Annotated in this window: 23 protein-coding genes; 6 read left to right on the top strand and 17 right to left on the bottom strand. The window is 75.3% G+C overall.

Translation table 11 applies throughout. The annotated features are described in order from the left end of the window. Positions 1–5 precede the first annotated feature (5 nt). The 5 genes from JL106_RS10695 to JL106_RS10675 all read right to left on the bottom strand — a co-directional run bounded on the left by JL106_RS10695 (position 6) and on the right by JL106_RS10675 (position 5,543). Positions 6–1,349, bottom strand: a complete 1,344-nt coding sequence (locus JL106_RS10695) for a bifunctional 3,4-dihydroxy-2-butanone-4-phosphate synthase/GTP cyclohydrolase II (protein ID WP_205260683.1) — start codon at positions 1,347–1,349, stop codon at positions 6–8. Then, complete coding sequence (locus JL106_RS10690) at positions 1,349–2,008, bottom strand: riboflavin synthase (protein ID WP_205260682.1); 660 nt, start codon at positions 2,006–2,008, stop codon at positions 1,349–1,351. Before JL106_RS10690 ends, JL106_RS10695 begins: the two co-directional genes overlap by 1 nt. A gap of 91 nt (positions 2,009–2,099) precedes the next feature. Beyond that, positions 2,100–2,789 (bottom strand): ribulose-phosphate 3-epimerase, encoded by a 690-nt coding sequence (rpe, locus tag JL106_RS10685; protein ID WP_236007454.1) that lies wholly within the window; start codon positions 2,787–2,789, stop codon positions 2,100–2,102. Between the two features lie 115 nt (positions 2,790–2,904). Continuing rightward, entirely contained in the window at positions 2,905–4,545 is a 1,641-nt protein-coding gene (locus tag JL106_RS10680) for an RsmB/NOP family class I SAM-dependent RNA methyltransferase (protein ID WP_205260680.1), read from the bottom strand. Continuing rightward, positions 4,542–5,543 (bottom strand): methionyl-tRNA formyltransferase, encoded by a 1,002-nt coding sequence (locus JL106_RS10675; protein WP_205260746.1) that lies wholly within the window; start codon positions 5,541–5,543, stop codon positions 4,542–4,544. The genes JL106_RS10680 and JL106_RS10675 overlap by 4 nt, the downstream gene beginning before the upstream one ends. A 188-nt stretch (positions 5,544–5,731) precedes the next feature. Between JL106_RS10675 and JL106_RS10670 the strand changes: the two genes are divergently transcribed. Beyond that, positions 5,732–6,376: a GNAT family N-acetyltransferase gene (locus JL106_RS10670; protein WP_328842051.1), complete on the top strand. Its 645-nt coding sequence runs from the start codon at positions 5,732–5,734 to the stop codon at positions 6,374–6,376. 18 nt (positions 6,377–6,394) lie between these two features. On the opposite strand, the gene JL106_RS10665 is transcribed toward JL106_RS10670, so the two are convergent. The 10 genes from JL106_RS10665 to JL106_RS10620 form a co-directional block, all read right to left on the bottom strand. Beyond that, positions 6,395–8,581, bottom strand: coding sequence for a primosomal protein N' family DNA-binding protein (locus JL106_RS10665; protein WP_328842049.1), 2,187 nt, complete (start codon positions 8,579–8,581; stop codon positions 6,395–6,397). Between the two features lie 107 nt (positions 8,582–8,688). Continuing rightward, positions 8,689–9,903: a methionine adenosyltransferase gene (gene metK, locus JL106_RS10660; RefSeq protein WP_205260678.1), complete on the bottom strand. Its 1,215-nt coding sequence runs from the start codon at positions 9,901–9,903 to the stop codon at positions 8,689–8,691. Positions 9,904–9,998: 95 nt separating this feature from the next. Next, entirely contained in the window at positions 9,999–11,375 is a 1,377-nt protein-coding gene (gene coaBC / locus JL106_RS10655) for a bifunctional phosphopantothenoylcysteine decarboxylase/phosphopantothenate--cysteine ligase CoaBC (protein ID WP_205260677.1), read from the bottom strand. Continuing rightward, entirely contained in the window at positions 11,372–11,695 is a 324-nt protein-coding gene (rpoZ, locus tag JL106_RS10650; RefSeq protein ID WP_236007370.1) for a DNA-directed RNA polymerase subunit omega, read from the bottom strand. The genes coaBC and rpoZ overlap by 4 nt, the downstream gene beginning before the upstream one ends. Positions 11,696–11,852: 157 nt before the next feature. Next, positions 11,853–12,476 carry a guanylate kinase gene (gmk, locus tag JL106_RS10645; protein WP_328842045.1) on the bottom strand — a complete coding sequence of 208 codons (624 nt, stop codon included), beginning with the start codon at positions 12,474–12,476 and terminating at the stop codon, positions 11,853–11,855. Between the two features lie 37 nt (positions 12,477–12,513). Next, positions 12,514–12,828, bottom strand: a complete 315-nt coding sequence (gene mihF / locus JL106_RS10640; protein WP_205260676.1) for an integration host factor, actinobacterial type — start codon at positions 12,826–12,828, stop codon at positions 12,514–12,516. Positions 12,829–13,041: 213 nt separating this feature from the next. Then, positions 13,042–14,388 carry a mannose-6-phosphate isomerase, class I gene (manA, locus tag JL106_RS10635; RefSeq protein WP_407940136.1) on the bottom strand — a complete coding sequence of 449 codons (1,347 nt, stop codon included), beginning with the start codon at positions 14,386–14,388 and terminating at the stop codon, positions 13,042–13,044. Beyond that, on the bottom strand, positions 14,385–15,680 hold the full coding sequence (locus JL106_RS22030; RefSeq protein WP_205260675.1) for an SIS domain-containing protein: 1,296 nt from the start codon (positions 15,678–15,680) through the stop codon (positions 14,385–14,387). The genes manA and JL106_RS22030 overlap by 4 nt, the downstream gene beginning before the upstream one ends. Next, positions 15,677–15,973, bottom strand: a complete 297-nt coding sequence (locus JL106_RS10625; RefSeq protein ID WP_205260674.1) for a Trm112 family protein — start codon at positions 15,971–15,973, stop codon at positions 15,677–15,679. The genes JL106_RS22030 and JL106_RS10625 overlap by 4 nt, the downstream gene beginning before the upstream one ends. 316 nt (positions 15,974–16,289) lie before the next feature. Beyond that, on the bottom strand, positions 16,290–16,682 hold the full coding sequence (locus JL106_RS10620) for a DUF3499 domain-containing protein (RefSeq protein ID WP_236007445.1): 393 nt from the start codon (positions 16,680–16,682) through the stop codon (positions 16,290–16,292). Positions 16,683–16,844: 162 nt separating this feature from the next. Between JL106_RS10620 and JL106_RS10615 the strand changes: the two genes are divergently transcribed. Continuing rightward, complete coding sequence (locus JL106_RS10615; protein WP_205260672.1) at positions 16,845–17,336, top strand: metallopeptidase family protein; 492 nt, start codon at positions 16,845–16,847, stop codon at positions 17,334–17,336. Positions 17,337–17,452: 116 nt separating this feature from the next. On the opposite strand, the gene JL106_RS10610 is transcribed toward JL106_RS10615, so the two are convergent. Then, positions 17,453–17,719, bottom strand: coding sequence for a WhiB family transcriptional regulator (locus JL106_RS10610; RefSeq protein WP_205260741.1), 267 nt, complete (start codon positions 17,717–17,719; stop codon positions 17,453–17,455). 452 nt (positions 17,720–18,171) lie between these two features. Between JL106_RS10610 and JL106_RS10605 the strand changes: the two genes are divergently transcribed. From JL106_RS10605 to JL106_RS10590, 4 genes are all read left to right on the top strand, one after another. Beyond that, positions 18,172–18,927: a site-2 protease family protein gene (locus JL106_RS10605; RefSeq protein ID WP_205260671.1), complete on the top strand. Its 756-nt coding sequence runs from the start codon at positions 18,172–18,174 to the stop codon at positions 18,925–18,927. A gap of 68 nt (positions 18,928–18,995) precedes the next feature. After that, positions 18,996–20,054, top strand: coding sequence for a 2-phospho-L-lactate transferase CofD family protein (locus JL106_RS10600; protein WP_205260670.1), 1,059 nt, complete (start codon positions 18,996–18,998; stop codon positions 20,052–20,054). After that, on the top strand, positions 20,041–21,531 hold the full coding sequence (locus tag JL106_RS10595; protein ID WP_205260669.1) for a coenzyme F420-0:L-glutamate ligase: 1,491 nt from the start codon (positions 20,041–20,043) through the stop codon (positions 21,529–21,531). Before JL106_RS10600 ends, JL106_RS10595 begins: the two co-directional genes overlap by 14 nt. Further along, positions 21,528–22,148: an NUDIX hydrolase gene (locus JL106_RS10590; RefSeq protein WP_328842036.1), complete on the top strand. Its 621-nt coding sequence runs from the start codon at positions 21,528–21,530 to the stop codon at positions 22,146–22,148. Before JL106_RS10595 ends, JL106_RS10590 begins: the two co-directional genes overlap by 4 nt. Positions 22,149–22,173: 25 nt before the next feature. Here the strand turns inward: JL106_RS10590 and manB are convergent, their stop codons facing one another. Further along, on the bottom strand, positions 22,174–23,322 hold the full coding sequence (gene manB, locus JL106_RS10585; protein ID WP_205260668.1) for a mannose-1-phosphate guanylyltransferase: 1,149 nt from the start codon (positions 23,320–23,322) through the stop codon (positions 22,174–22,176). Between the last annotated feature and the right edge of the window lie 84 nt (positions 23,323–23,406).

Here is a 23,406-nt window from a genome sequence, read left to right as displayed (position 1 = left end):
CACGGTCAGCTGTGCCCGAGCTCGTCGAGCCCCGGCTCATCCAGGTCGTACTCGTGCCCCATGCGGTCCCGCTTGGTGGTCAGGTAGCGCAGGTTCTCCGGGTTCGGCGCCACCGGCAGTGGCACCCGACCCAGGACCTCGAGCCCGTAGCCCTCCAACCCGGCCCGCTTGGCCGGGTTGTTGGTCAGCAGCCGCATGGAACGGATGCCCAGATCGGCCAGCACCTGCGCGCCGGTGCCGTACTCGCGGGCGTCCGCGGGCAGCCCGAGGGCCAGGTTCGCGTCGACGGTGTCGGCGCCCTCGTCCTGCAGCTCGTACGCGCGCAGCTTCTCCAGCAACCCGATCCCGCGGCCCTCGTGCCCGCGGATGTACAGCACCACGCCGCGGCCCTGGGCGACCACCGCCTGCAGCGAGGCGTCGAGCTGCGGCCCGCAGTCGCAGCGCAGTGACCCGAACACGTCGCCGGTCAGGCACTCCGAGTGCACCCGGACCAGCACGTCCTCGCCGTCGCCCAGGTCCCCGTGGACCAGCGCGATCAGCTCCCGGCCGGTCACCGTGCTCTCGTAGCCCACAGCCTGGAACATGCCCTGCGGCAACGGCAGCCGGGACTGGGCGATGCGGCGGATCTGCCGTTCCCGGGACCGCCGCCAGGCGATCAGGTCGGCGATCGAGATCAACGCCAGGTCGTGCTCGGCCGCGAACGCGCGCAGCTCCGGCAGCCGCGCCATCGACCCGTCATCGTTGACGATCTCGCACAGCACCCCGACCGGGCGCAGCCCGGCCAGCTCGGCCAGGTCGACCGCCGCCTCGGTGTGCCCGGGCCGGACCAGCACCCCGCCGGTCCGGGCGCGCAGCGGGAAGACGTGACCCGGCCGGGACAGGTCCTCGGCGGTGCTGCCCGGATCGGCCAGCAGCCGGATGGTGTGCGCCCGCTCGGCCGCCGAGATGCCGGTGGTGACGCCGTGCATGGCATCCACCGACACGGTGAACGCGGTGCCCTTGCGGTCCTGGTTGATCCGGTGCATCGGCGGCAGGTCGAGCCGGTCGCAGTCCTCACCGGTCAACGGCACGCAGATCACGCCCGAGGAGTACCGCACGGTGAAGCCGACCAGCTCCGGCGTGGCCAGCTCGGCCGCGAAGATCAGGTCGCCCTCGTTCTCCCGGTCCTCGTCGTCCACCACCACCACGGCCTTGCCGGCCCGCATCTCGGCCAGCGCCGTCTCGATGGTGTCGAACCCGGTGGCGGTGGTGGTCCGGTGCTCGCGCGGGGCCAGGGTGCCCGCGCCGCCGCCGTCGGCCGCCACGGTCGCGGCGTCGGTGCCGGGGCGCAGATCGGTCCGTTCCGTCATCAGGCGTCCCGCCCCTGGGTGGCCAGCAGCCGCTCGACGTACTTGGCGACCACGTCGAACTCCAGGTTGACCGGGTCGCCGACCTCGGCGCGCCCGAGCGTGGTGGCCGCCCGGGTCTCCGGGATGATGCCGACGGTGAACCGGGTGACGGCTCCCGCGGACTGGGCCGGGGACTGATCGACGACGTCGATGACGGTCAGCGAGATGCCGTTGATCGCGATGGCGCCCTTGGCGGCCAGGTACCGACCCAGACCGCCGTCCACCTCGACCTCGATCTCGTCGTAGGCCGGGTGGGGGGTGCGGCGGACCAGCGTGCCGACGCCGTCGACGTGCCCCTGCACGATGTGACCGCCGAGACGGGTGTGCGCGGTGACCGAGCGCTCCAGGTTGACCGGGTCGCCGGGCTTGCGGCCACCCAGGGTGGAGCGCCGCAGCGTCTCGGCCATCACGTCGACGGTGAAGCGGTCGGTGTCCCGGTCGATCACGGTCAGACACACACCGTCCACCGAGATGGAGTCGCCGTGACCGGCGTCGGAGGCGACCTTCGGTCCGCGCACGGTCAGCCGGGCGGTCGGACCCGAGCCGTCGGCGGCGGCGTCGGCCGGCGCCAGGTCGAGCGCCAGGATCTCGCCCTGTTCCTCCACGATGCCGGTGAACATGTGGCCCTCATCCTCCTTGCCTGCTGTCCGCGACGGCGGACGGTGATCCATTGTGCGCGCTCGCTGCGACCGCGACGATCAGCCGGGACGATCAGCCGGCCGACGGGGCCGGATCGGTGACGGCCTGCGCCTGCAGCACGGTGCGCCGCAGCGCCGCGACGGCCCGCAGCGGATCAGCCGCCCCGTACACGGCCGATCCGGCCACGAAGCAGTCGGCACCGGCCTCGGCGGCGGCGGCCACGGTGTCCGCGTTGATGCCGCCGTCGACCTGGACGACCACGGTCAGGTGCCCGGTGTCGACCATGGTCCGGGCCCGCCGCACCTTGTCCAGCATCTCCGGCATGAACGACTGACCGCCGAAGCCGGGCTCCACCGTCATGACCAGCAGGGTGTCGTACTCCCGCAACGCCTCGACCCAGTCGTCCAGCGGGGTGTTCGGCTTGAGGGACAGGCCGGCGCGGGCACCGGCCGCCTTGATGTCCAGGGCCACGCTGATCGGGTCGCGGACCGCCTCGGCGTGCACGGTGACGTTGTGGGCGCCGGCCTCGGCGTAGCCGACCGCCCACCGGTCCGGGTCCTCGATCATCAGGTGGCAGTCCAGCGGCACCTCGGTGGCCGCCCGCAGCGACTGCACGACCGGCAGACCGAGGGTCAGGTTGGGCACGAAGTGGTTGTCCATCACGTCGACGTGCAGCCAGTCGGCGCCCTCGGGACCGGTGACCGCGGCGATCTCGTCGGCCAGGTGCGCGAAGTCGGCGGACAGGATGCTGGGCGCGATCAGGGATGCCACGGCTGTCAGCCTAGTTCGCGGGCCGCGGCCGGACGTACGCGCGCGGTGACGCCCCGGTTGCGCCGGTGCCGGATCGGCACCGTCCGCGCTGCACCCCCGGGCCGACTCACGTCCGCTGCAGCAGGGCCAGGAACATCGCGTCGGTGCCGTGCCGGTGCGGCCACAACTGCACCGACGGCCCGTCGCCGAGCCCGGTCACGCCGGGCAGGTGGGCGCGGGCGTCGAGCAGCCGGACCGCGGGCCGGTCCGGCGCGGACCCGTCAGGCCCGTCCGTCCCGTCCGTCCCGGTGACGGCCTGGACGACCTCGACGGTCTCGGCCAGGTGCGGCGAGCACGTCACGTAGCCGACCACGCCGCCCGGCCGCACCAGTTCCAGCGCGGCGTCCAGCAACTGCTGCTGCAGCGCGACCAGGTCGGCCACGTCGCCCGGGGTCCGCCGCCACCGCGCCTCGGGCCGGCGGCGCAGCGCGCCGAGCCCGGTGCACGGCGCGTCCAGCAACACCCGGTCGAACGAGCCGGCCGGCAGTCCGGTCGCCCGGCCGTCGGCCACCTGCACCCGCACGGGCAGCCCGGCGGTGGCCCGACGCACCAGGTCGGCGCGGTGCTCGATCGGCTCGATCGCGACCACGTCGGCGCCCCGCAGCGCGGCGAGCGACCCGAGCAGCGCGGCCTTGCCGCCCGGACCGGCGGCGAGGTCGAGCCAGTGCGCGTCGGGACCGTCCAGCGGCACGGCGGCCAGCGCCGCAGCGACCAGCTGGGAGCCCTCGTCCTGCACGGCCGCGGTCCCGGCCACCACCGCCGGCAGCCGCGCGGGATCACCGCCCTCCAGCACGACCGCGTACTGCGACCAGCGCCCGGGCTGGGCCCGCAGCCCGGTGTCCCGGCACTGGACCAGCAACTCGTCGCGGTCGATCCGCCCCGGCCGGGCCACCAGGTGCACCCGGGGGGCGACGTCGTCGGCCTGCAGCGCAGTGGGCAGATCGGTGGGCAGACCGGCAGGGACCTCGGTGGGCAGGTCGGCGGGCAGGTCGGCGGACGGATCGGGCTCGACGGTCGGCTCGACCGTCGGCTCGTCAGTGACGTCCGGGGTGGTCGGCGCCGGGTCGGCCTCCAGGGCGTCCGCCAGCGCGGCGGTGATCCACCGCGGATGGGCGGTGACGAACGACAGGTGACCGATCGGGTCGTCGTCCAGGGCCGGGGCCAGCGCCGCCGCCCAGCCGGTCAGGTCACGTTCGGCGACCCGACGCAGCACCGCGTTCACGAATCCGGCGGCCTCGGGACGCTCCCCCAGCCGCACCTGTTCCACGGTGGCCGACACCGCGGCGTGCGGCGGGATGCGGGTGTGCAGCAGCTGGTACGCACCGAGTCGCAGCGCGTCCAGCGCGACGCCGTCGACCTCGCCGAGCGGCCGGCTGCTGCAGGCATCCAGCACCGCGTCGAGCTGGCCCAGGACCCGGCAGGTGCCGTACCCCAGCTCGGTGGCCAGCGCGGCGTCCCGGCCGGCCAGCCGGTGCCGGTCGATCAGCCGGGGCAGGGCCAGGTTCGCGAAGGCGCCACCGCGGACGGCGGCCAGCAGGTCCAGCACGGCCCGGCGGGCCGGGTCCGGCACCGGTGGCCGGCGGGTCGTGGGACGCGGGGCGGGGCCGCGCCGGTCACCGGCGGCCGGGCGGCCGGCGCCGCTGCGTCGTCCCGCCCCGTCGCCGCGTCGGGTGGGCCGGCCGCCGGCCGGGCCCAGGTGCGGGGTCATCGGGTCTCCTGCCGGGCGCCGAGCACGGTGTCGGGGTCGGGACGAGCGCCGCGGGCCCAGTCCGCGGCCGGCATGGCTCGGCGGCCCGGCGCGGTCACGGTGCCCAGCCGGACGGGGCTGCTGCCGGTGCCGACCAGCACCTCCCGACGCCCCACCACCACCCGGCCCGGCGGGACCCGGTCGGCCGGCGCTGTGCCGTCGGGGCGGCCGTCGGGGCGGCCGTCGGGGCCGACCCCGCTGCCGACGGCAACCGGCTCCACCGGACCGAGCACCAGTCGGCCCCATGGACTGTCGGTCCAGGCTCCGGGCTCGTCGGTCATCGCTCGCACGAACCGGTCGACCGCCACGGCCGGCTGCGACCAGTCGATCGCCGCGTCGGCCACCGTCACCTTGCGGGTCACGGCGGTGCCCTCCCCCTGCTGGGGCTGCGGGTGCAGCGACCCGTCCGCGATGCCGTCCAGGGTGGCCACCAGCAACCGCGCGCCCGACTCGGCCAGCCGCGCGGTCAACTCGCTGGTGGTGTCCCGCTGCCGCACCGCCTCGGTGACCGTGCCGAACACCGGGCCGGTGTCCAGGCCCTCCTCGAGCCGGAAGGTGCTCACCCCGGTGACGTCGTCGCCGTACCGGATGGCCGCGTGCACCGGCGAGGCGCCGCGCCACTGCGGCAGCAGGGAGAAGTGCACGTTGACCCAGCCGGCCGGCGGCACGGCGAGCACGGACGCGGGCAGCAGTGCGCCGTAGGCCACGATGGCCGCGGCTTGCGGCGCCAGTGCGCTGAGCTGGTCGAGGAACTCCGGAGTGCGGGCGCTCGCCGGGGTCAGCACCGGCACGCCCGCCGCGTCGGCGACCTCGCCCACCGGCGACCGGCGCAGCGTCCGCCCCCGGCCGGTGCGGGCGTCCGGTCGGGTGATCACGGCGACCACCTCGTGCGGCGAGGCGAGGGCCGCGTGCAGCGACGGGACGGCGGCGGCCGGGGTGCCGGCGAAGACGATGCGCAGTTCGGACTCCTCGTCAGGGACGGCCAGGATGGCAACGGCCCGGTCGACGCCTGTCGGCACCGGGCACCGACACCGGCGGTCAGTCTAGGCAGCGCGACAGCCCCCGGCCGCTGCCTAGACCGGCGGTGGTCGCGGCCGCCAGCAGGATGGAGCGGCATCCGCTGCTGCGAGGAAGGCGAGGACCGGCCGTGGCCACGTACCCCGACGGACGCCCGTTGATCGGTGCCAGCGTGCGGCTGGACCGGGTCGGGCCGACGGGTCCGCCCGACCTGCCTGAGCTGTCGGAGCTGTTCGAGGCCCTGGACGACGAACGGGTCTGGGCCGGTGGGTTCGCCGGTGGACCAGCGGCCCGCCCGACGGGCCCGGCCGGGCTGGCCGCGTTGCTGCCCGATCCGGTCCCGGGCGGTCGGGTGGCCTACCTGGTGCGGTCGCTGCGGGACACCGCGGCCGGACCGGCCGGCACCGTCCTGGGCACGTCCAGTCTGGGCGACGCAGTGCTGGCCGACGAACGGGTGCACCTGGGCTGGACGGCCTACCGGCCGGCGGTGTGGGGCACCGGGATCAACGTCGAGACCAAGCTGCTGCTGCTCGAGCACGTCTTCACCGACTGCGGCTTCGGCCGCGTCAAGATCCAGACCGACGCCCGCAACGCCCGGTCGCAGGCGGCCATCGCCCGGCTCGGGGCGACCCGGGAGGGCGTGCTGCGGCGCCACAAGGTGCGCGCCGACGGCACCTTCCGCGACACCGTGGTGTTCTCCATCGTCGTCGACGAGTGGCCGGCGGTCCGGGACGGCCTGCGCGCTCGGCTCGCCGCGCTCGGCCGGCCCGACTGACCGGCCCGGACCCGTCGCTCAGACCAGCTCGGTCGGGTCCACCTGCACCCGGACCGGGGCGGCGTCCCGGCGCGCCGACCGCGCCGCGGACCAGGCCCGGACCGCGCTGAGCAGCGCGCGGCGACCCGGCAGCGGCACCCGGAGCAGCACCCGGGCGGCCGGGTCGTCCGGGTCGTCCGCCGCGGCGGATCCGCCCCGCCGGCCGGATCCGCCGGGCAGGTCCCCCAGCGGCACCGGGCCGAGCGCGTCGGCGCCGTCCGGCAGCTCCAGCTGGGTCATCGCGGTGACCACGGCCGACTCCGGCCCGTCCAGCGAGACCATGGCGACGGCGGGAGGCAACTGCAGCTCCCGCGCGGCGGCCAGCTCCGCCTCCGCCTGACCGGCGGGGTCCCAGCGGATCAACGCCTGGACGGTCGGGAGCGCCGAGTCGGCCCCGACGACGACGCGGCCCCCGTCGGTGGCCGGCCGCACCATGGCGGCCGCGGTCAGCCACCGCCGCAGCGCCTCCTGGGCGGCGCCCAGGTCGGGCCGGCCGAGCAGGGCGGCCCCGTCCAGCAACAGCGCCGCACCGTACCCGGGCCCGTCCGGCACCGGCTCGGCCCCGGGGGTGGCGATGACCAGGGCCGCCGCGGCGGCCACCCGATCGCGGACGGCGTTGCCGGCGGAGGTGATCACCTCGACGCCGGGGAAAGCGCGGCCGAGCTCCTCGGCGGTGCGCCGGGCCCCGGCCACCACCGCCCGCACCGCCGACGATCCGCAGGCGGCGCAGCGCACGGCCGGGTCAGCCACGCCGCACCACCGGCACTGCGGCGGTCGCCCGGCCCCGACCATGGCCAGCGGACCCGCGCACCGGCGGCACCGGGACGGCCGGCGGCACCGGGCGCACGCCAGCGCGGGCACGTATCCGCGCCGCGGCACCTGCACCAGCACCGGCCGGTCGTCCTGCAGGGCGGCGCGGGCCGCGGCGAAGGCGGCCGGCGTCAACCGGGCCCGGGCCGCGGCCGAGTCGGCGCCCACCGCCCGGTCGTCGCCGGCCGCCTCGATCCGGGGAGCGCGCTCCCGCACCGCCGCCCGGGTCGCGGTGATCGCCTGGGCCCAGCCGGCGTCGAGCAGGGACTGGGCGACCACGCTGCGACCGGAGCCGCCGAGCAGCAGGGCGCTCCCGGTGGCGGCCGAGCGGAGCATGGCCACCTCCCGCGCGTGCGGGTACGGCGCCCGCGGCTCGGCCAACAGGTCGTCGCCGTCGTCGAAGACAGCGACCAGACCGAGGTCGCGCACCGGGGCGAAGACGGCGGCCCGAGTGCCGGCGACCACCCGGACCGCGCCGCGTCGGACGGCCAGGTACCGGCGGTACCGCTCGGCCGGCCCGAGATCGGCGGCCAACACCCGGAACTCGCCGGCCGGCAGCACCGCGCCCAGTGCATCCGCGAGCCGGGAGAGGTCCCGGGCGTCGGGCACCACCAGCAACGCGCCGCGGCCGGCCCGGTGCGCCGCCGCGGCCGCCTCGGCCAGCCGCGCCGGCCAGGACTCCCCCGGGCCGGCCGTCCACACCGCGCGGGCGGACCGGCCGGCGCGCACCGCGTCGAGGAACGCCGGCCCGCGCGGGTACCAGGCCCACCCGGTGCCGGCGGGCGGCAGGGTCGCGGTTGGGTCGGGCGCCGGGGTCTCGTCGTCGCACGGATCCGCGGCCGGCGAGGGAGGGGTCTCCGCCTCCACCCGGGCGTGCCGCGGCGGCACGGCCAGCCGCAGCACGTCCGCCAGCGAGCCGGCGTACCGGTCGGCCACCGCCCGGCACAGCGCGGCGACCTCGGCGGACAGCACCGGCTCGGGCGACACCACCCGGTCCAGCCAGCCCAGCCGGCCGTCGTGGTCGGACTCGGCCAGCCGGTCCAGTACGAAGCCGGCGACCAGCCGACCCGCGAAGCGGACCCGAACCCGCGCGCCGGGCACGGCCGTGTCGGCGTCCTCGGCCCGGACCAGGTAGTCGAACGGCCGGTTCAGGTGGGCCAGCGACACGTCCACCGCGACCCGGGCGACCGGCAGCACCGCGGCGGCCACCGGGGCGCCGGCGGGTGCCTTCGGCCGCCGGGCTCCACTCCGAGACGAGGACGCACGCCGCGCGGCCGGACGGGCCGCGTCGGTCGGATCCTGGTGGAACCCGGGCAGCGGCTCGGCGGCCGGGACAGCGGCGACGAGGGAGTCCACAGCCGAGTGCCTACCAGCCGGGGCCGACAGCGCCCGGTCCGCGGAGGACCGCTGCGGGTCGGTGCGCGGCGACGGGTCGATCCGCGCCGGCGGACCGACCTCCGGGGTCACAGGCCGAGCGCGGCCTGCAGCTCGGCGGCCCGGTCGACGCGCTCCCAGGGCAGGTCCACGTCCGTCCGCCCGAAGTGCCCGTAGGCGGCGGTCGCCGCGTAGATCGGCCGCTTGAGGTCGAGATCACGGATGATCGCGGCCGGTCGCAGGTCGAACACCTCGCGGATGGCCTCGGTGATCTTCTGCGGATCGACCTGCTCGGTCCCGAAGGTCTCCACGAACAACCCGACCGGCTCGGCCTTGCCGATGGCGTAGGCGACCTGCACCTCGATCCGGTCGGCCAAGCCGGCCGCGACCGCGTTCTTGGCCACCCAGCGCATGGCGTAGGCGGCCGATCGGTCCACCTTGGACGGGTCCTTGCCGGAGAACGCACCGCCACCGTGCCGGGCCATGCCGCCGTAGGTGTCGACGATGATCTTGCGGCCGGTCAGCCCGGCGTCGCCCATCGGACCACCGATCACGAACCGGCCGGTCGGGTTGACCAGCAGGCGGTAGTCGGCGATCTCGATGGAGCTGTGCTCGGCCAGAGCCCGCAGCTGCGGCTCCACCACCTGCTCGCGGACGTCGACCGACAGCAGGGTGTCCAGGTGCACGTCCTCGGCGTGCTGGGTGGAGACCACCAGGGTGTCCAGCCGCACCGGCCGGTCGCCGGCGTACTCCACAGTCACCTGGGTCTTGCCGTCGGGGCGTAAGTACGGCACGGCACCGGACTTGCGCACCCCGGCCAGCGCCCGGGACAGCCGGTGCGCCAGCGCGATGGGCAGCGGCATCAGCTCGGGGGTGTCCCGGCAGGCGTAGCCGAACATCAGCCCCTGGTCGCCCGCGCCCTGCCGGTCCAGCGGGTCCTGCCGCTCCTGCTCGGTGCCCAGGCGGGCCTCCCAGGCGGTGTCCACGCCCTGCGCGATGTCCGGGGACTGGCGGCCGATGGCCACGTTGACGCCGCAGGAGGCGCCGTCGAAGCCCTTGGCCGAGCTGTCGTACCCGATGCCCAGCACGGTGTCCCGGACGATGGCCGGGATGTCCGCGTAGCCCCGGGTCTCCACCTCGCCGGCGACGTGCACCTGACCGGTGGTGACCAGCGTCTCGACGGCGACCCGGCTCTCCGGGTCCTGCCGCAGCAGCTCGTCCAGGATCGCATCGCTGATGGCGTCGCAGATCTTGTCCGGATGACCCTCGGTGACCGACTCGGAGGTGAACAGACGGGACGTCACAGGCTGCTCTCCTGAACCTCGGACTGCGCTCGACTGGGCCGGACCTGCACGAGGTGCGCGGGGCCGGCCTGGGGGGACTGTACGGGAGGCCGTGCTCAGCGCGGCGGGGCAGCCGGGCGCCCGGCCAGCCGCTCGGACACGGCGTCCCAGACCGCGGCGGCGAGCACCGTCTTGGGGCCCAGTGGCACCTCGGCGACCACCTGGGCGGCGTCGGCCCCGTGATCAGCCCGGTGATCGGCCCGGGCGGGTGCCAGCAGCACCGCGGCGTTGTCCGGCGCGCCGAACGCGCGGCCCTGGTCCACCCGGTTCACCACCAGCAGGTCGCAGCCCTTGCGGGCCAGCTTCTGCCGGGCGTACTCCAGCACGGAGGCCATCACCGGGTCCGACGCGTCGGTGGCGTCCGGCAGCGGGTCGGCCGCGGTGGCACCGGTCCGGGAACCGGTCGCGGCCCCGGTCTCGGCGGCGAAGCCGACGACCACCGCGGGGCGCCGCTCGGTGCGGTGCGCGATGCCGGCCAGGATGTCCGGGTTCTCCACCAGCTCCACGACCGGCGGGGCGCCGCCCGGCAGCTTCTTGATCTTGACCTCGGCCGCGGCGGCCGGACGGAAGTCCGCGACCGCGGCCGCCATCACCACGGCGTCGACCGGGCCGGCCGGGTCGTCCAGCACCGAGTCCACGGCGGCGGAGAGCTCGCGGGCGTCGCCGACCGGCACGACGGTGACGCCCGGCGGCGCGACCTCCTCGACGTTGGCGGCGACGAGCGTGACCGCGGCGCCACGCGCGGCGGCGACCAGGGCGAGCGCCCAGCCCTGCCGACCGGACGACCGGTTGCCCAGGTACCGCACCGGGTCCAGCGGTTCGCGGGTGCCGCCGGCGGTGACCAGCACCCGACGGCCGGCCAGGTCGTGCGGCAGCGCATCCGGGCGTCGGTGCAGGAGCACGGCCAGGTCGGCCAGGTGCTCGGGTTCCGGGAGCCGGCCGGCACCGGAGTCGGCGCCGGTCAGCCGGCCGACGGCGGGATCGACGACGTGCACGCCGCGGGAGCGCAGGGTGGCCACGTTGGCCACGGTGGCCGGATGGGTCCACATCTCGGTGTGCATGGCCGGGGCCATCAGCACCGGAGCCCGGGTGACCAGCAGGCTCGCCGTGAGCAGGTCGTCCGCCCGGCCGACCGCGGCCCGGGCCAGCACGTCGGCGGTGGCCGGCGCGACGACCACCAGCGAGGCCTGCTGGCCCGTGGCCACGTGCCGGACGGACGGCACATCGGTGAAGACGTCGGTGGCCACCGGGTTGCCGGACAGCGCCTCGAACGTGGCCGCCCCGACGAACCGCAGCGCTGAGTCGGTGGGGACCACGACGACGTCCAGCCCCGCGGCCCGGAGCCGGCGGATCAGCTCACCCGCCTTGTAGGCGGCGATGCCGCCCCCGACGCCGAGCAGGACCGGACCGGCCGGGCCGGCGGGGTGGTTCACTCGCCTTCGGTGTGCCGCAGCATCCCGGCGTTGATCTCGCGCAGCGCGATGGACAGCGGCTTCTCCTTGGGCAGCGGCTCGACCAGCGGGCCGACGTACTCCAGCAGCCCCTCGCCCAGCTGGGCGTAGTAGTCGTTGATCTGCCGGGCCCGCTTGGCGGCGTAGATGGCCAAGCCGTACTTCGAGCTGGTCTTGGCCAGCAGCTCGTCGATCGGCGGGTAGGTGATCCCGGCCGCGGCGATCTGCGCGGCCGAGGGTGCGGGGGCGCCCGGCTCGGCCGAGACGGTGGAGCCGGTGTCGAACACTGCGGCAGAACTCATCGCGCGGGAACTCCAAGTCTGTGGTCGAGCCGGCTGCGGCGGGCAGCGGGCTCGGGCGGAACGACAGGCGACGGGCATCCCGGAGACGGACGGATCCGTCCCGGACGATCGATCGCTGGACGACGGTCAGCAGGTCGCACACCGGACACCAGGACGGTCACCGGCGCGACCCAGCCACCAATCGTATCAACGACTCGACCGCCTGCTCCACGTCCGTGTTGACCACCACGTGGTCGAACTCGGGTTCGGCGGCCAGCTCGGCCCTGGCCGCGGCCAGCCGGGCCTCGACCGTGGACGGGTCCTCGGTGCCACGACCGGTCAACCGTGCGGCCAGCACCTCGAACGACGGCGGCGCCAGGAAGACCAGGCGGGCCCGGTCGCCGAGGCCGGGCACGGCCCGCACCTGCCGGGCACCCTGCACCTCGATCTCCAGCAGCACGTCCCGGCCGGCGTCCAGCTGGTCGCGCACCGGCTGGGCCGGGGTGCCGTAGTGGTTGCCGGCGAAGACCGCGTGCTCCAGCAGCTGCCCGGCCGCGATGAGCGCCTGGAACTCCTCGACCGTGACGAAGTGGTAGTTGACCCCAGGCACCTCGCCGGGACGAGGCCGGCGGGTCGTGGCCGACACCGAGTACCAGAGCTCGGGGTACCGCGCCCGGATCCGGGCCAGCACGGTGCTCTTGCCGACCCCGGAAGGACCGGACAGCACGAACAACCGGCCCGGCGGCAGGTCGGGACGGACCTGCGGCACCGGGCCGGCAGTGGGGTCGGCGGTCGCGTTCACTGCACGCAGCGGACGTCGGGAACCGGATCGGAACGGCTCAGTAGCCGAACTCGGTCAGCATCGCCTGGCGCTGACGCTCGCCCAAGCCACGCACGCGGCGGCTCGGGGCGATCTCGAACTGCTCCATCAGGGCCGCGGCCCGCACCTTGCCCACACCGGGCAGCGCCTCGAGCAGGGCCGAGACCTTCAGCTTGGCCAGCGCCTCGTCCGTCTCAGCGTCCTCGAGCACCTGCTTCAGCGTGGTGCCGCCCCGCTTCAACCGCTCCTTCAGTTCGGCCCGGACCCGCCGTGCCTCCGCCGCCTTCTCCAAAGCCGCAGCCCGCTGTTCGTCGGTCAACTGGGGCAGAGCCACTTCGGCCTCACTTCTCGTTCGTGTCGATCATGTCCGGGAATCTCGTCCGGGTCGCCCGCCAGGAGCTACACCTCGAGATGACAGATGGCCTCGCGCCTCCCCGGCGGGCCGTGTTCGAACCTACCCACGGGTCAGGTCAGCGGCAAACGAGCCCCCCGTGTCGTGTCGGACGCCCGACCCGGCCATCCCGCCCGATGACGTCCGCAGCGCCGCTCATTCCGGCCGGCGCGGTGCGGCTTGCCGGTCACCCTCGCCGGCGGACCCGGGGTCAACCACCACCCGCCCGCCCTCGTCGCCGGTCCCGGGCAGCGCCTCGACCACGCCGCCGGTCCCCGCCGCGGCGACCAGCCCGTCGGTGGCCCGGAAGACGGTGCCGTCACCCTTGATCCGGACCCCACGGTCCTCGGCCGAGATCCACACCGAGCGGCCGCGACGGACCGTGATGCTCGTCCCCGCGGCGTCCTGTACCGCGCACTCCCCGTCGACGGCCAGCAGCACCTGGGGGCCGTCGTGGGTGAGGTCCCACTCGTCGCCGGACAGCTCGATCCGGGACAGCTCGAACTCGGCGTTGCCGGTCGTGTAGACCCATTCGCCGGCCCGGCCGGGATGGCCGCCCAGCACCGGCACGTCACCGGCCGAGAAGTCCAGCACCCGCATGAGTTCGGGGACGTCGACGTGTTTGGGGGTGAGCCCGCCCCGCAGCACGTTGTCCGAATTGGCCATGATCTCCACCCCGACCCCGGACAGGTAGGCGTGCAGGTTGCCGGCCGGCAGGGTCAGGGCCTGGCCGGGCGTCAGGGTGATCCGGTTGAGCAGCAGAGCGGCCAGCACGCCCGGATCACCCGGGTACCGCTCCCCCAGCTGCAGCGCCGTCCGGTACTCGGTCGAACCGGGATGCCCCTCGGCGATGCGCGCCACACAGGCGGCGAAGACGTCGGTGAGCAGCGGTTCCAGCAGCGAGACCGGGATGGTGATCAGGGACGAGAACAGCGCGCGCATCCCGTCCGGATCCGGCTGGCCGGCCAGCAGCGCCAGGTAGTGGTCGAGCTGCGGTACCTGCAGGTCGGCCAGCAGCGACACGGTCCGGTGCGGGTCCCGGAACCCGCACAGAGCGTGGAACTCGGTGAGCGCGCAGATCAGCTCGGGCTTGTGCGAGCGGTCCTTATAGTTCCGGTTCGGCGAGTTCAGCGGCATCCCGGCCGCCTCCTCACGGACGAACCCCAGCTCGGCCTGCTCGGTGGTCGGGTGCGCCTGCAGCGACAGCGGTTCCGCCGCGGCGAGCACCTTGAGCAGGAACGGCAGCCGCGGACCGAACCGCTGCAGCACCGCCGGCCCCAGCGCGGCGGTCGGATCGGTGGCGATGACGTCGGCCAGGGACGCCTCCCGCACCGGAATGCCGTCCGGGTCCAGGTCGAGCAGCGAGGACGAGTCGGCCGGGTGCGCGCCGATCCAGAGCTCCGCCTGCGGATGGGGCGCCGGACTCGGCTCGCCGAGCAGCTCGGCGATCGCCGTGCGCGACCCCCATGCGTACGGACGGATCCGGTTGTGCATCAACTTCACTGACGGCGCTCCTGGGCCTCGTCGTCATGGCGGTCGTCCCGGCGGTCGTCCCAGCGGTCGTCCCAGCGGTCGTCCCGGTGGTCGTCCCCCCGGTCGGCAGCGCGACCGGACCACGGTCCGATCGATCGGTGTCCGCCCAGGCCGGCCGGGGCGTCGACCGGCGGGGCGGCCCGCAGCGCCAGGCCGAGGTACACCGCCGCGAAGTCCAGCAGCACCGCCTGGGCGAGCACCGCGCCGAGCCGGCCGTCGGCGGCGGACCCGTCCGGGCCGACCGGCGCGGGCGGCAGTTCCGGCAGGCGGACGGCGCGGGGCAGCGCTCGGGTGATCACCTCGGCGACGGCCCGGTCGGCCGGTCCGGCCGCACCCCCGGACAGCAGCACCGCGCGGACCGGCTGACCGTCGTGGCCATCGCCGGCGAACGGATCCGCGAACAGGTCCTGGGCCTCGGACGCCGTCCGCACCAGCACCGCGGGCGAGCGCAGCGCGATCGGCGCGGCGACGGCGGTGGCCGCGACGCCGGCGATCTCGGCCAGCACCCGGGCGCCGTGCCCGGCCAGGGCGGAGCCGGCCCGGTCCGCGCCGACCAGCACCGGGGTGGCGCCGAGCAACGAGTCCGCCAGGGTGATGGCCGGGTTCACGAACGACTCGGTGCCGGGATGGCAGGCCAGCGCGACGGCGTCCGCCTGCTCGGCGGCGTCGGCCAGCGCCGGGGATCCGGCACCGGGCGGTGCGGCGCCCACCGCGCCCAGCACGGCCAGCAGCAGCGCGAGCCGACCGGCAGCGGCGACCGCCTCGGGCGCAGGAACGGCCGGGACCAGCAGGTCGGGTCCGGCGGCGTCGGCCACCGGTCCGGCGGCGGCGCCGCGCACCACGGTCCAGGCACCCCGACGGCGGGCGGTGCCCGCGGCCTCGGCGGCTCGGATGTCGTCGTCCGCGCCGGCGAACACCACCACGGCGTCCAGCGGTCCGACCCACCCGGGGACGTCCTCCGCGGCCAGCACCGGGACGACGGGCTCGCCGCCGATGGCCGACACCGCCAGGGCCAGGTCCTCCTCGGCCCGCCCTCCGACGACCAGGACCGCCCGCGCCCGGTCGGGCACCGCGTCCGGCCGGCGGGCCAGCCGGTCGGCGACGTCCGCCACGGTGGCGCGGATCTGCGCACCCGCAGTCGCGACGGCCCGCAGCAGGTCGGTGGGGTCGGCACCCACCAGGGCGGCCGTGTCGTGCAGCCGGTCGGCCGGATCGGTGTCGGGACCGACCGTCCACTCGAACGACGAGAAGGGACCGGTCACCGCGACGGCCCCGTCGGCGCGGATCCGGGCTCGTCAGGGAGGGCTTCGTCGAGCAGCAGCACCGGGATGCCGTCGCGGACGGGGAACCGACGACCGCACTCGGTGCAGGTCAGCACTGCGGTGATGACGGATCCGGCGTCGGTCTCCCCGATGGTGTCCCCGACCGTGTCCCGGACTGATGGGGGCGGCCCCGGCTCCAGCGGGCTGTGGTGCACGTCCGGGCAGGCCAGCACCGACAGGAGCACCGGATCGAGATCCGCATCGGGACCGGGCACGGTTCGTCCCCCTGCCATGAGCAACCTCCTCGGCGCAGTGCACGCCTCGCCGTCGGCTCGCATCTCCGGCCGGTTCCGCCGGCTCCCCCGGGATCGGACTGTCGCCCCGTCCACTCGGTCCGGCCCGGATGATCGGAACGCCCCGTTCGCCCGCCCGGCGCCGGCCACCGGCCTCGCTGCCGCACACGACGCGACGAGTTTACCGGTCGTGGCCGACCGCAGGGCGTGGCCGCAGCAGAACCCCCGGACGGGCGAGCGGCCACCGCGTGGAGGACACGGCCGGGCCGCCGCGGCGGGGAGGGCCGTCACACCGGGTCACGGACGGACCCGGCAGTCACCCTTCGGGGAACCGCAGCACCCGCAGGTGTGCCCGACGGGCGTCAGCGGCCGCGGCCCCACCGCCGGTCGCGGCGTTGGCCGCGCCGGGCCCGGTCGGGGCCAGCGGGTCGTCATCCTGGGCGGCCTGCCGGCCTGCCTCGCGGACCGCGTCGGCCAGCGCCTCCAGGTCGTCGACACGCGGACCGACGGGGCCGAGATCACCGTCCGGCCGGACGACCTCCCACCCCTTGGGGACGGTGAGGTGCTGGGCGTGGGTGGCGCACAGGTCGTACGAGTGGGGTTCGACGGCAGTGGCCAGCGGTCCCACGACGGCGGTGGAATCGGCGTAGGCGTAGGTCAACGTGGCGACGGCAGCGTTGGTACATCCCGTCCGGGAACATCTGCGCAGTCTGGCCACCGGGGCACGATATCCCTCCCCGGGCCGGGGGTGTCGGAGGGCGATCCGGCGCGCCGGGGCGGTCGCGCCGACGTCCCGCGGGGAGCGATGCGCTGGTCCGGACCCCCGTCCGGACGAGGGCATCGGCAGGCCGTGACTCGTACACTTCGGCCGATGTCCATCGACCACCACTCCGGCCCGACCGGCGCCCGCGGGCGCGCGCGGCAAGGACGACGCTCCCGGGACCGGCACGGACGCGGGCTCCGCGGAGCACTGCTGCCCGCGGACCTGCCCGGGGCCCGGACCCGCGCCGAGCAGTTCGACCAGCTCGTGCTGGACGCGGTGGCCGAACTGGAACGACGGTGGCCGACCGAACTGGGTGGCTTCGAGTTCGCCGTGGACGAGGTCCCGCCGGTCGGTGCGGACGGCGACGCGCTGCCGTCGGACGACGTGGTGGCGGACGGCCCGGTGCCACTGGCCCGGGCGGTGCCCGCGGGGGTGGACTCCCGCGGACGGCCGACCAAGCCGCGCATCGTGATCTACCGGCGGCCACTGGAAGTGCGGTCCGCCGATCCGGCGGATCTGGCCGACCTGGTGGTCGAGGTGATCAACGAGCAGGTGGGCAGCGCCCTCGGTCGTGACCCGGAGGAACCGCCCGACGCCTGAGCAGTCGTCGCCGGGCGGCCGGTCGCTGCCGTCGGGGGGTCGGACGGCGGACAGCCCGGCGCGCCCTTCCCCTGCGGCCGGACGGGTCCCGTCCCGGACTGCTCGCGCCCGACGACTCAGCCGGCCGCGCGCTTGAGTCGGCGCCGCTCGCGCTCGCTCAGGCCGCCCCAGATGCCGAACCGCTCGTCGTTGGCCAGGGCGTACGAGAGGCACTCGTCGCGCACCTCACAGCCACCGCAGATCTTCTTGGCCTCACGGGTCGACCCGCCCTTCTCCGGGAAGAAGGCCTCCGGGTCGGTCTGGGCACACAGCGCCCGCTCGTGCCACTCCGGTTCCTGCTCCCCCAGCAGGTCCCCGTTCCAGTTCGCCGCGTCGGACACCATGACCATCTCCCCCAACCGTTCCACCGAGAAGTCCCTCCGCCTGTCCGGACCCGATCTGACCGGATCGGGTGCCGCCTCGTCCTGTGTTCCGCCGCCGACCGCTCGCACCGCCGACCCACCGAGCCCGTCGGGACCGTGAGATCCTCGACACCGCCGCTCGTTCCGCCGACTTCGGCTCGTCCGGTTCCGCCGGGCCCCGTTGCTCCGACGTGTGCGCAGCTGCTCCGCACGGACGTTCCCCCGGGCTGTGCGCCCGCCACCTGCACGCTCACCCGCCGCCGTCCCCGACCGCCCCGGACAGCCGGACCGGTGAATGACAGCGATGTGATTACACAGGTGTGTCCTGTGGCTCGTCAAGCCGCGAGCCGTGCTATGGCCGGTTCCGGTCACCCGCGTCACGTGTGTCACCCCGACGGTCCAGTGTGGGCGTCGGCGCTGGTCACACTGGGATCATGAAGTCGTCGGCCAAGGGGTCATGGGTGTTCCCCGTCGTCCTGCTCGTCACTGCGGGTGCCGGGGCGTTCGCGGCCTCCGGCACCGGCCCGCCGGGAGTCTGGGTGTTCCTCGTGGTGCTGGGTGGCTGGGTGATCAGCCTGTGCCTGCACGAGTTCGCCCACGCGGCCGTCGCCTTGGCCTTCGGCGACACGTCGGTGCGGGCGCGCGGATACCTGACGTTGAACCCGGTGCGGTACGCCGACGCCGGCACCACCGTCGTGCTGCCGTTGCTGCTGCTGGCCATCGGCGGCATCCCGCTGCCGGGTGGCGCGGTGCGGCTGGAGCCGCACCGGATGCGGCACCCGGCGGCGGCCAGCATGGTCGCGTTGGCCGGACCGGCGACCAACCTGGTGCTCGGCGTGGTCGCGGCGACCGTGTCGGCCGAGCTGGCCGGGATGGGTGGGGATCTGCGGGTGCTGGCCGCGGCCCTGTCCTTCCTGGCCGTGCTGCAGTTCGTCACGGCGGTGCTCAACCTGGTCCCGGTACCGGGCTTCGACGGGTTCGGGGCGGTGGAGCCGACGCTGCCCACCCGGGTCCGGGCGCGGATCGCGCCGATCCGCCCCTGGGCGCCGTTGGTCGTGGTGGCGCTGCTGTTCTCGGTGCCGGCGCTGTCCCGCGCCCTGTTCGACGTGGGCGAGTGGGCGCTGCGGCAGGCCGGTGGGTCGACGGCGCTGGCGGCGGCCGGGTCCGCCCTGTTCCGGTTCTGGACCTGAGCACGGGTCCCGTCCGCCACCCGCCGCGGCGGGACCGGGCACCGTCGACTGTGGAAGGATCGGTGCCCGTGGACATCACGGTGCTGACCGGGGGCGTCGGTGGCGCCCGGTTCCTGCTCGGCGTCAAGGCGTTCCTGGGCTGGGACCCGACCGGCGCGGCGCCGACCGACGGTCCCGACCGGATCACCGCGGTGGTGAACACCGCCGACGACCTGCGCCTGCACGGGCTGCAGATCTGCCCGGACCTCGACTCCTGCATGTACACCCTGGGCGGCGGTGCGGACGTCGCGCGCGGCTGGGGTCGCACCGACGAGACGTGGGCAGTATCAGCCGAACTCGCCGCGTACGACGCCGAGGCGCCGTGGTTCTCGCTGGGCGACAAGGACATCGCCACCCACCTGGTCCGGACCCGGATGCTGGACGCCGGGTACCCGCTGTCGGCGGTGACCGAGGCGCTGTGCGCCCGGTGGCAGCCCGGAGTGCGCCTGCTGCCGATGAGCGACGACCGGGTCGAGACCCACGTGGTGGTGCCGGATCCGCAGGCCGGACCGACCCCCGTCGACGGGGCCGTCGATGACGGGGCGACCGGCTCCGACACCGTCCAGCCGGGCGAGCGGCCGCTGGTCGCGCTGCACTTCCAGGAGTGGTGGATCCGCTACCGGGCCGGCCTGCCGGCCCTGTCGATCACCCCGATCGGAGCGGCCGAGGCGACGGCCGGACCGGGGGTGGTGGAGGCGATCACCGGCGCTGACGTGGTGCTGATCGCGCCGTCGAATCCGGTGGTCTCGGTCGGGCCGATCCTGGCCGTGCCGGCCGTGGCGGCGGCGCTGCGGGAGACCACGGCCCCGGTGGTGGCGGTCTCCCCCATCATCGGCGGCAAGCCGGTGCGCGGGCACGCGGACGCCTGCCTGGCCGCCATCGGGGTCGAGAGCAGCGCCGAGGGCGTCGGACGGCACTACGGGGCGCGGTCGGACGGCGGGCTGCTGGACGCCTTCCTGGTCGCCGAGCAGGACATCGCGGAGATGCCCGGCGTGCGCGTGGGCACCGCACCGTTGCTGATGACGGACCCGGCCGCGACCGCGGCCATGGTCAGGGCCTGCCTGGACCTGGTCGATGTCCGCGTCTGATCCGACCGGGACGGACGACACCGCGGCCGTCCTGACGGTGCCGGAACTCGCGGCGCCGGCCGCCGGCGGGCTGCACGTGCTGCCGATCACCGGGCTGCCCGACTTCCGGCCGGGCGACGACCTGGCCGCCGCCATCCTGGCCGCGGCCGACTGGCTGCAGGACGGTGACGTGCTGGTCGTCACCTCCAAGGTGCTCTCCAAGGTGGAGGGCCGACTGGTGCCCGCGCCGGTCGACCCGGAAGCTCGGGACGCCCTGCGCCGTCGGCTGATCGACGAGGAGACGGTGCGACTGGTCGCCGAGGTCGGTCGCACCCGGATCGTGGAGAACCGGCAGGGCATCGTCGCCGCCGCCGCCGGGATCGACGCGTCCAACGTCCGCCTCGACGAGATCGCACTGTTGCCCGAGGATCCCGACGCGTCCGCGGCCCGGCTGCGGGACACGCTGGCCGAGCGGGGGCGGCACGTCGGCGTGGTGGTCACCGACACCCAGGGCCGCGCCTGGCGGACCGGGGTGACCGACGTGGCCATCGGCGCGGCCGGGGTGCAGGTGCTGCTGGACCACCGCGGCGGCGTCGACGCGTTCGGCAACGAGCTCGTGGTCACGCAGGTCGCACTGGGCGACGAACTCGCCGCCGCGGCGGATCTGGTCAAGGGCAAGCTGTCCGGCGTACCGGTCGCGGTGGTGCGCGGCTGGCACCAGGAGGAGTCGCCGCAGCGAGGCACGAGCGGAGGCGAGCTCCGACCATCAGACCAGCCGGAGTCGCCGCAGCAGGGCACGAGCGGAGGCGAGTCGGGTCCGCAGCACGGCTGGACCGCGCGCAGTCTGCAGCGCCCGTACCACGAGGACCTGTTCCGGCTGGGCACCGACCTGGCCATCGAGACCGGGCGGGCCCAGGGTCACCGGGAGGCGGTGCTGCGCCGTCGCACCGTCCGCGACTTCACCGACGAGCCGGTCGATCCCGCCGTACTGGCCCGGTGCGTGGACGCGGCGACCACCGCCCCGGCGCCGCACCACTCCCACCCGGTGCGCTTCGTGCACGTGGTCGCGCACCGGGACGCCCTGCTGCAGGCGATGCAGGCCGAGTGGGAGGCCGATCTGGCCGACGACGGCTGGGACGCCGAGCGGATCGCCCGCCGGGTCGCCCGCGGCCAGGTGCTGCACCGGGCGCCCGCCGTGCTGCTGGCCTTCGTCACCGGCGACGGCCGGCACGCCTATCCGGACGCGCGCCGCCAGGACGCGGAACGGACCATGTACACGGTGGCCGGCGGGGCCGCCGTGCAGGCCCTGCTGGTCACCCTGGCCGCGGAACAGCTGGGCTCGGCGTGGATCTCGTCCACCATCTTCGCACCGGCGGTGGTGCGCAGCGTGCTCGACCTGCCGGCGGACTGGGAGCCGCTCGGGGCGATCGCGGTCGGCCACCCGGCCGAGCCGCTGCAGGCCCGCGAGCCGGTGCCCGGCCAGATGATCACCCGGTGACGGCCGAGCTCCCGCCCGACCCGGCGGTCGTGGCCGCGCACGCCGCGGTGCAGGCCGACACCGAACGGGTGCTGCGCGCCTGGGCCGCACCGGATCTCGGGCAGTCGGCGCTGTGCGAGGCGTTCCTGGGCCTGCTCGCCGCCCGTCCGGACGCCACCGCCCGCTCCTGCGGACCCGGCCACGTGACGGCCAGCGCGGTCGTGCTGTCGGCCGACCTGCGGTCGGTGCTGCTCACCCTGCACCGCCGGCTCGGCCTGTGGTTGCAACTCGGCGGGCACTGCGAGCCGGGCGACGGCACCCTGCTGGGCGCGGCGGCGCGGGAGGCGACCGAGGAGTCCGGTCTCACCGGGCTGATGCCGGTGCTCGTCGACGGCACGCCCGCTCCGGTGCACCTGGACGTGCACCCGATCACCTGCTCGCTGGGCCGCCCGACCCGGCATTTCGACGTCCGGTACGTTTTCGTGGCGGGACCGGGTGCGGTGCCGATCATCTCGGACGAGTCGTCCGACGTGGCGTTCCACCGGGTGGACGCGCTGCCCACGGGTGCGACGGGCGTCGACGCGTCGGTGCGCGCCGCGGTGACCGCCGCGCTGACCCGGGTCCGACCCGGCGGCTGAACGCGGCGAGAGCCCCGCTCCCGTTTCAGATGTCGGCCGAGAACCGCACGCCGGCCTCGGGCAGTTCGACGTCCGGCCAGACCCGGACGCCGCGGCGGAGTTCGCAGTGTGCACCGACGACCGCGCGGTCGCCGATCACCGCGTCCTCGATGACCGAGCCCTCACCGATGACGGCGCCGGCGCCGACGACCGAGCGGAGCACCCGGGCGTGCTCGCCGATGACGGCATCGTCGAACACGACGGCCGACTCGAGCACGGCCCCCAGCCCGACCCGGACCCGCCGGCCCACCGTGCTGCCACCGCCGACCACGGTCTGCTCGGCCACCTGGGCGCCGGGCAGCACCAGCGCCGCCCCGGGCGGTCCCGGCAGCGCGCCGGTCGGTGCGACGCCGCCGACCAGGTCGGCCGAGCCCTGCACGAACGCGCCGGGGGTGCCGAGGTCGAGCCAGTAGCTGGAGTCGACATGCCCGAACACCCGGGCGTCGGCCTCCAGCAGTCCGGGGAACGTCTCCCGCTCCACCGAGACGACCCGGCCGGACGGGATCTCCGCGATCACCGAGGTCTTGAACACGTAGCACCCGGCGTTGATCTGGTCCGTGGGTGGGGTGTCGGTCTTCTCCAGGAACGCCTGCACCCGGCCGTCGGCGTCGGTCGGCACCGATCCGAACGCACGCGGGTCGGGCACCCGGACCAGGTGCAGGGTGACGTCGGCCGTGTTGTCCCGGTGGGTGTCCAGCAGCGCACCCAGGTCCACGCCCGACAGGATGTCGCCGTTGAAGATCATGGCGGTGTCGGACCGCAGCTTGTCGAGCACGTTGCGGATGGCGCCACCGGTGCCCATCGGCTCGGTCTCCACCACGTACTCGATGTCCAGGCCGAAGGCGCTGCCGTCGCCGAAGTGCTCGGTGAAGGTCTCGGCCTTGTACGACGTGCCGAGGACCACGTGCCGCATCCCGGCGTCGCGGATGCGGGACAGCAGGTGCTCCAGGAACGGCACTCCCGCGGTGGGCAGCATCGGCTTGGCCGCCGAGAGGGTCAGCGGGCGGAGCCGGGTGCCCTTGCCGCCGACCAGGACGACGGCGTCGACGTCGGACCGATCGGGCCTGCTGTCGGATCTGGGATCGGGCCTGGGATCGGGCCTGGGATCGGGCACGGACGGGTCGGGAGTCGACATGCGGGATGCCTCCGGGGCTGGTGCTGGCCGGTGCTGGACCGGGCGCTGGAACGGGCTCGGACGGCGCTGGGCTCTCGGACGGAT

The organism is Nakamurella leprariae (assembly GCF_016918035.1).
Taxonomy (GTDB): Bacteria; Actinomycetota; Actinomycetes; order Mycobacteriales; family Nakamurellaceae; genus Nakamurella; species Nakamurella leprariae.
This window is presented reverse-complemented; position numbering and strand designations above follow the sequence as displayed.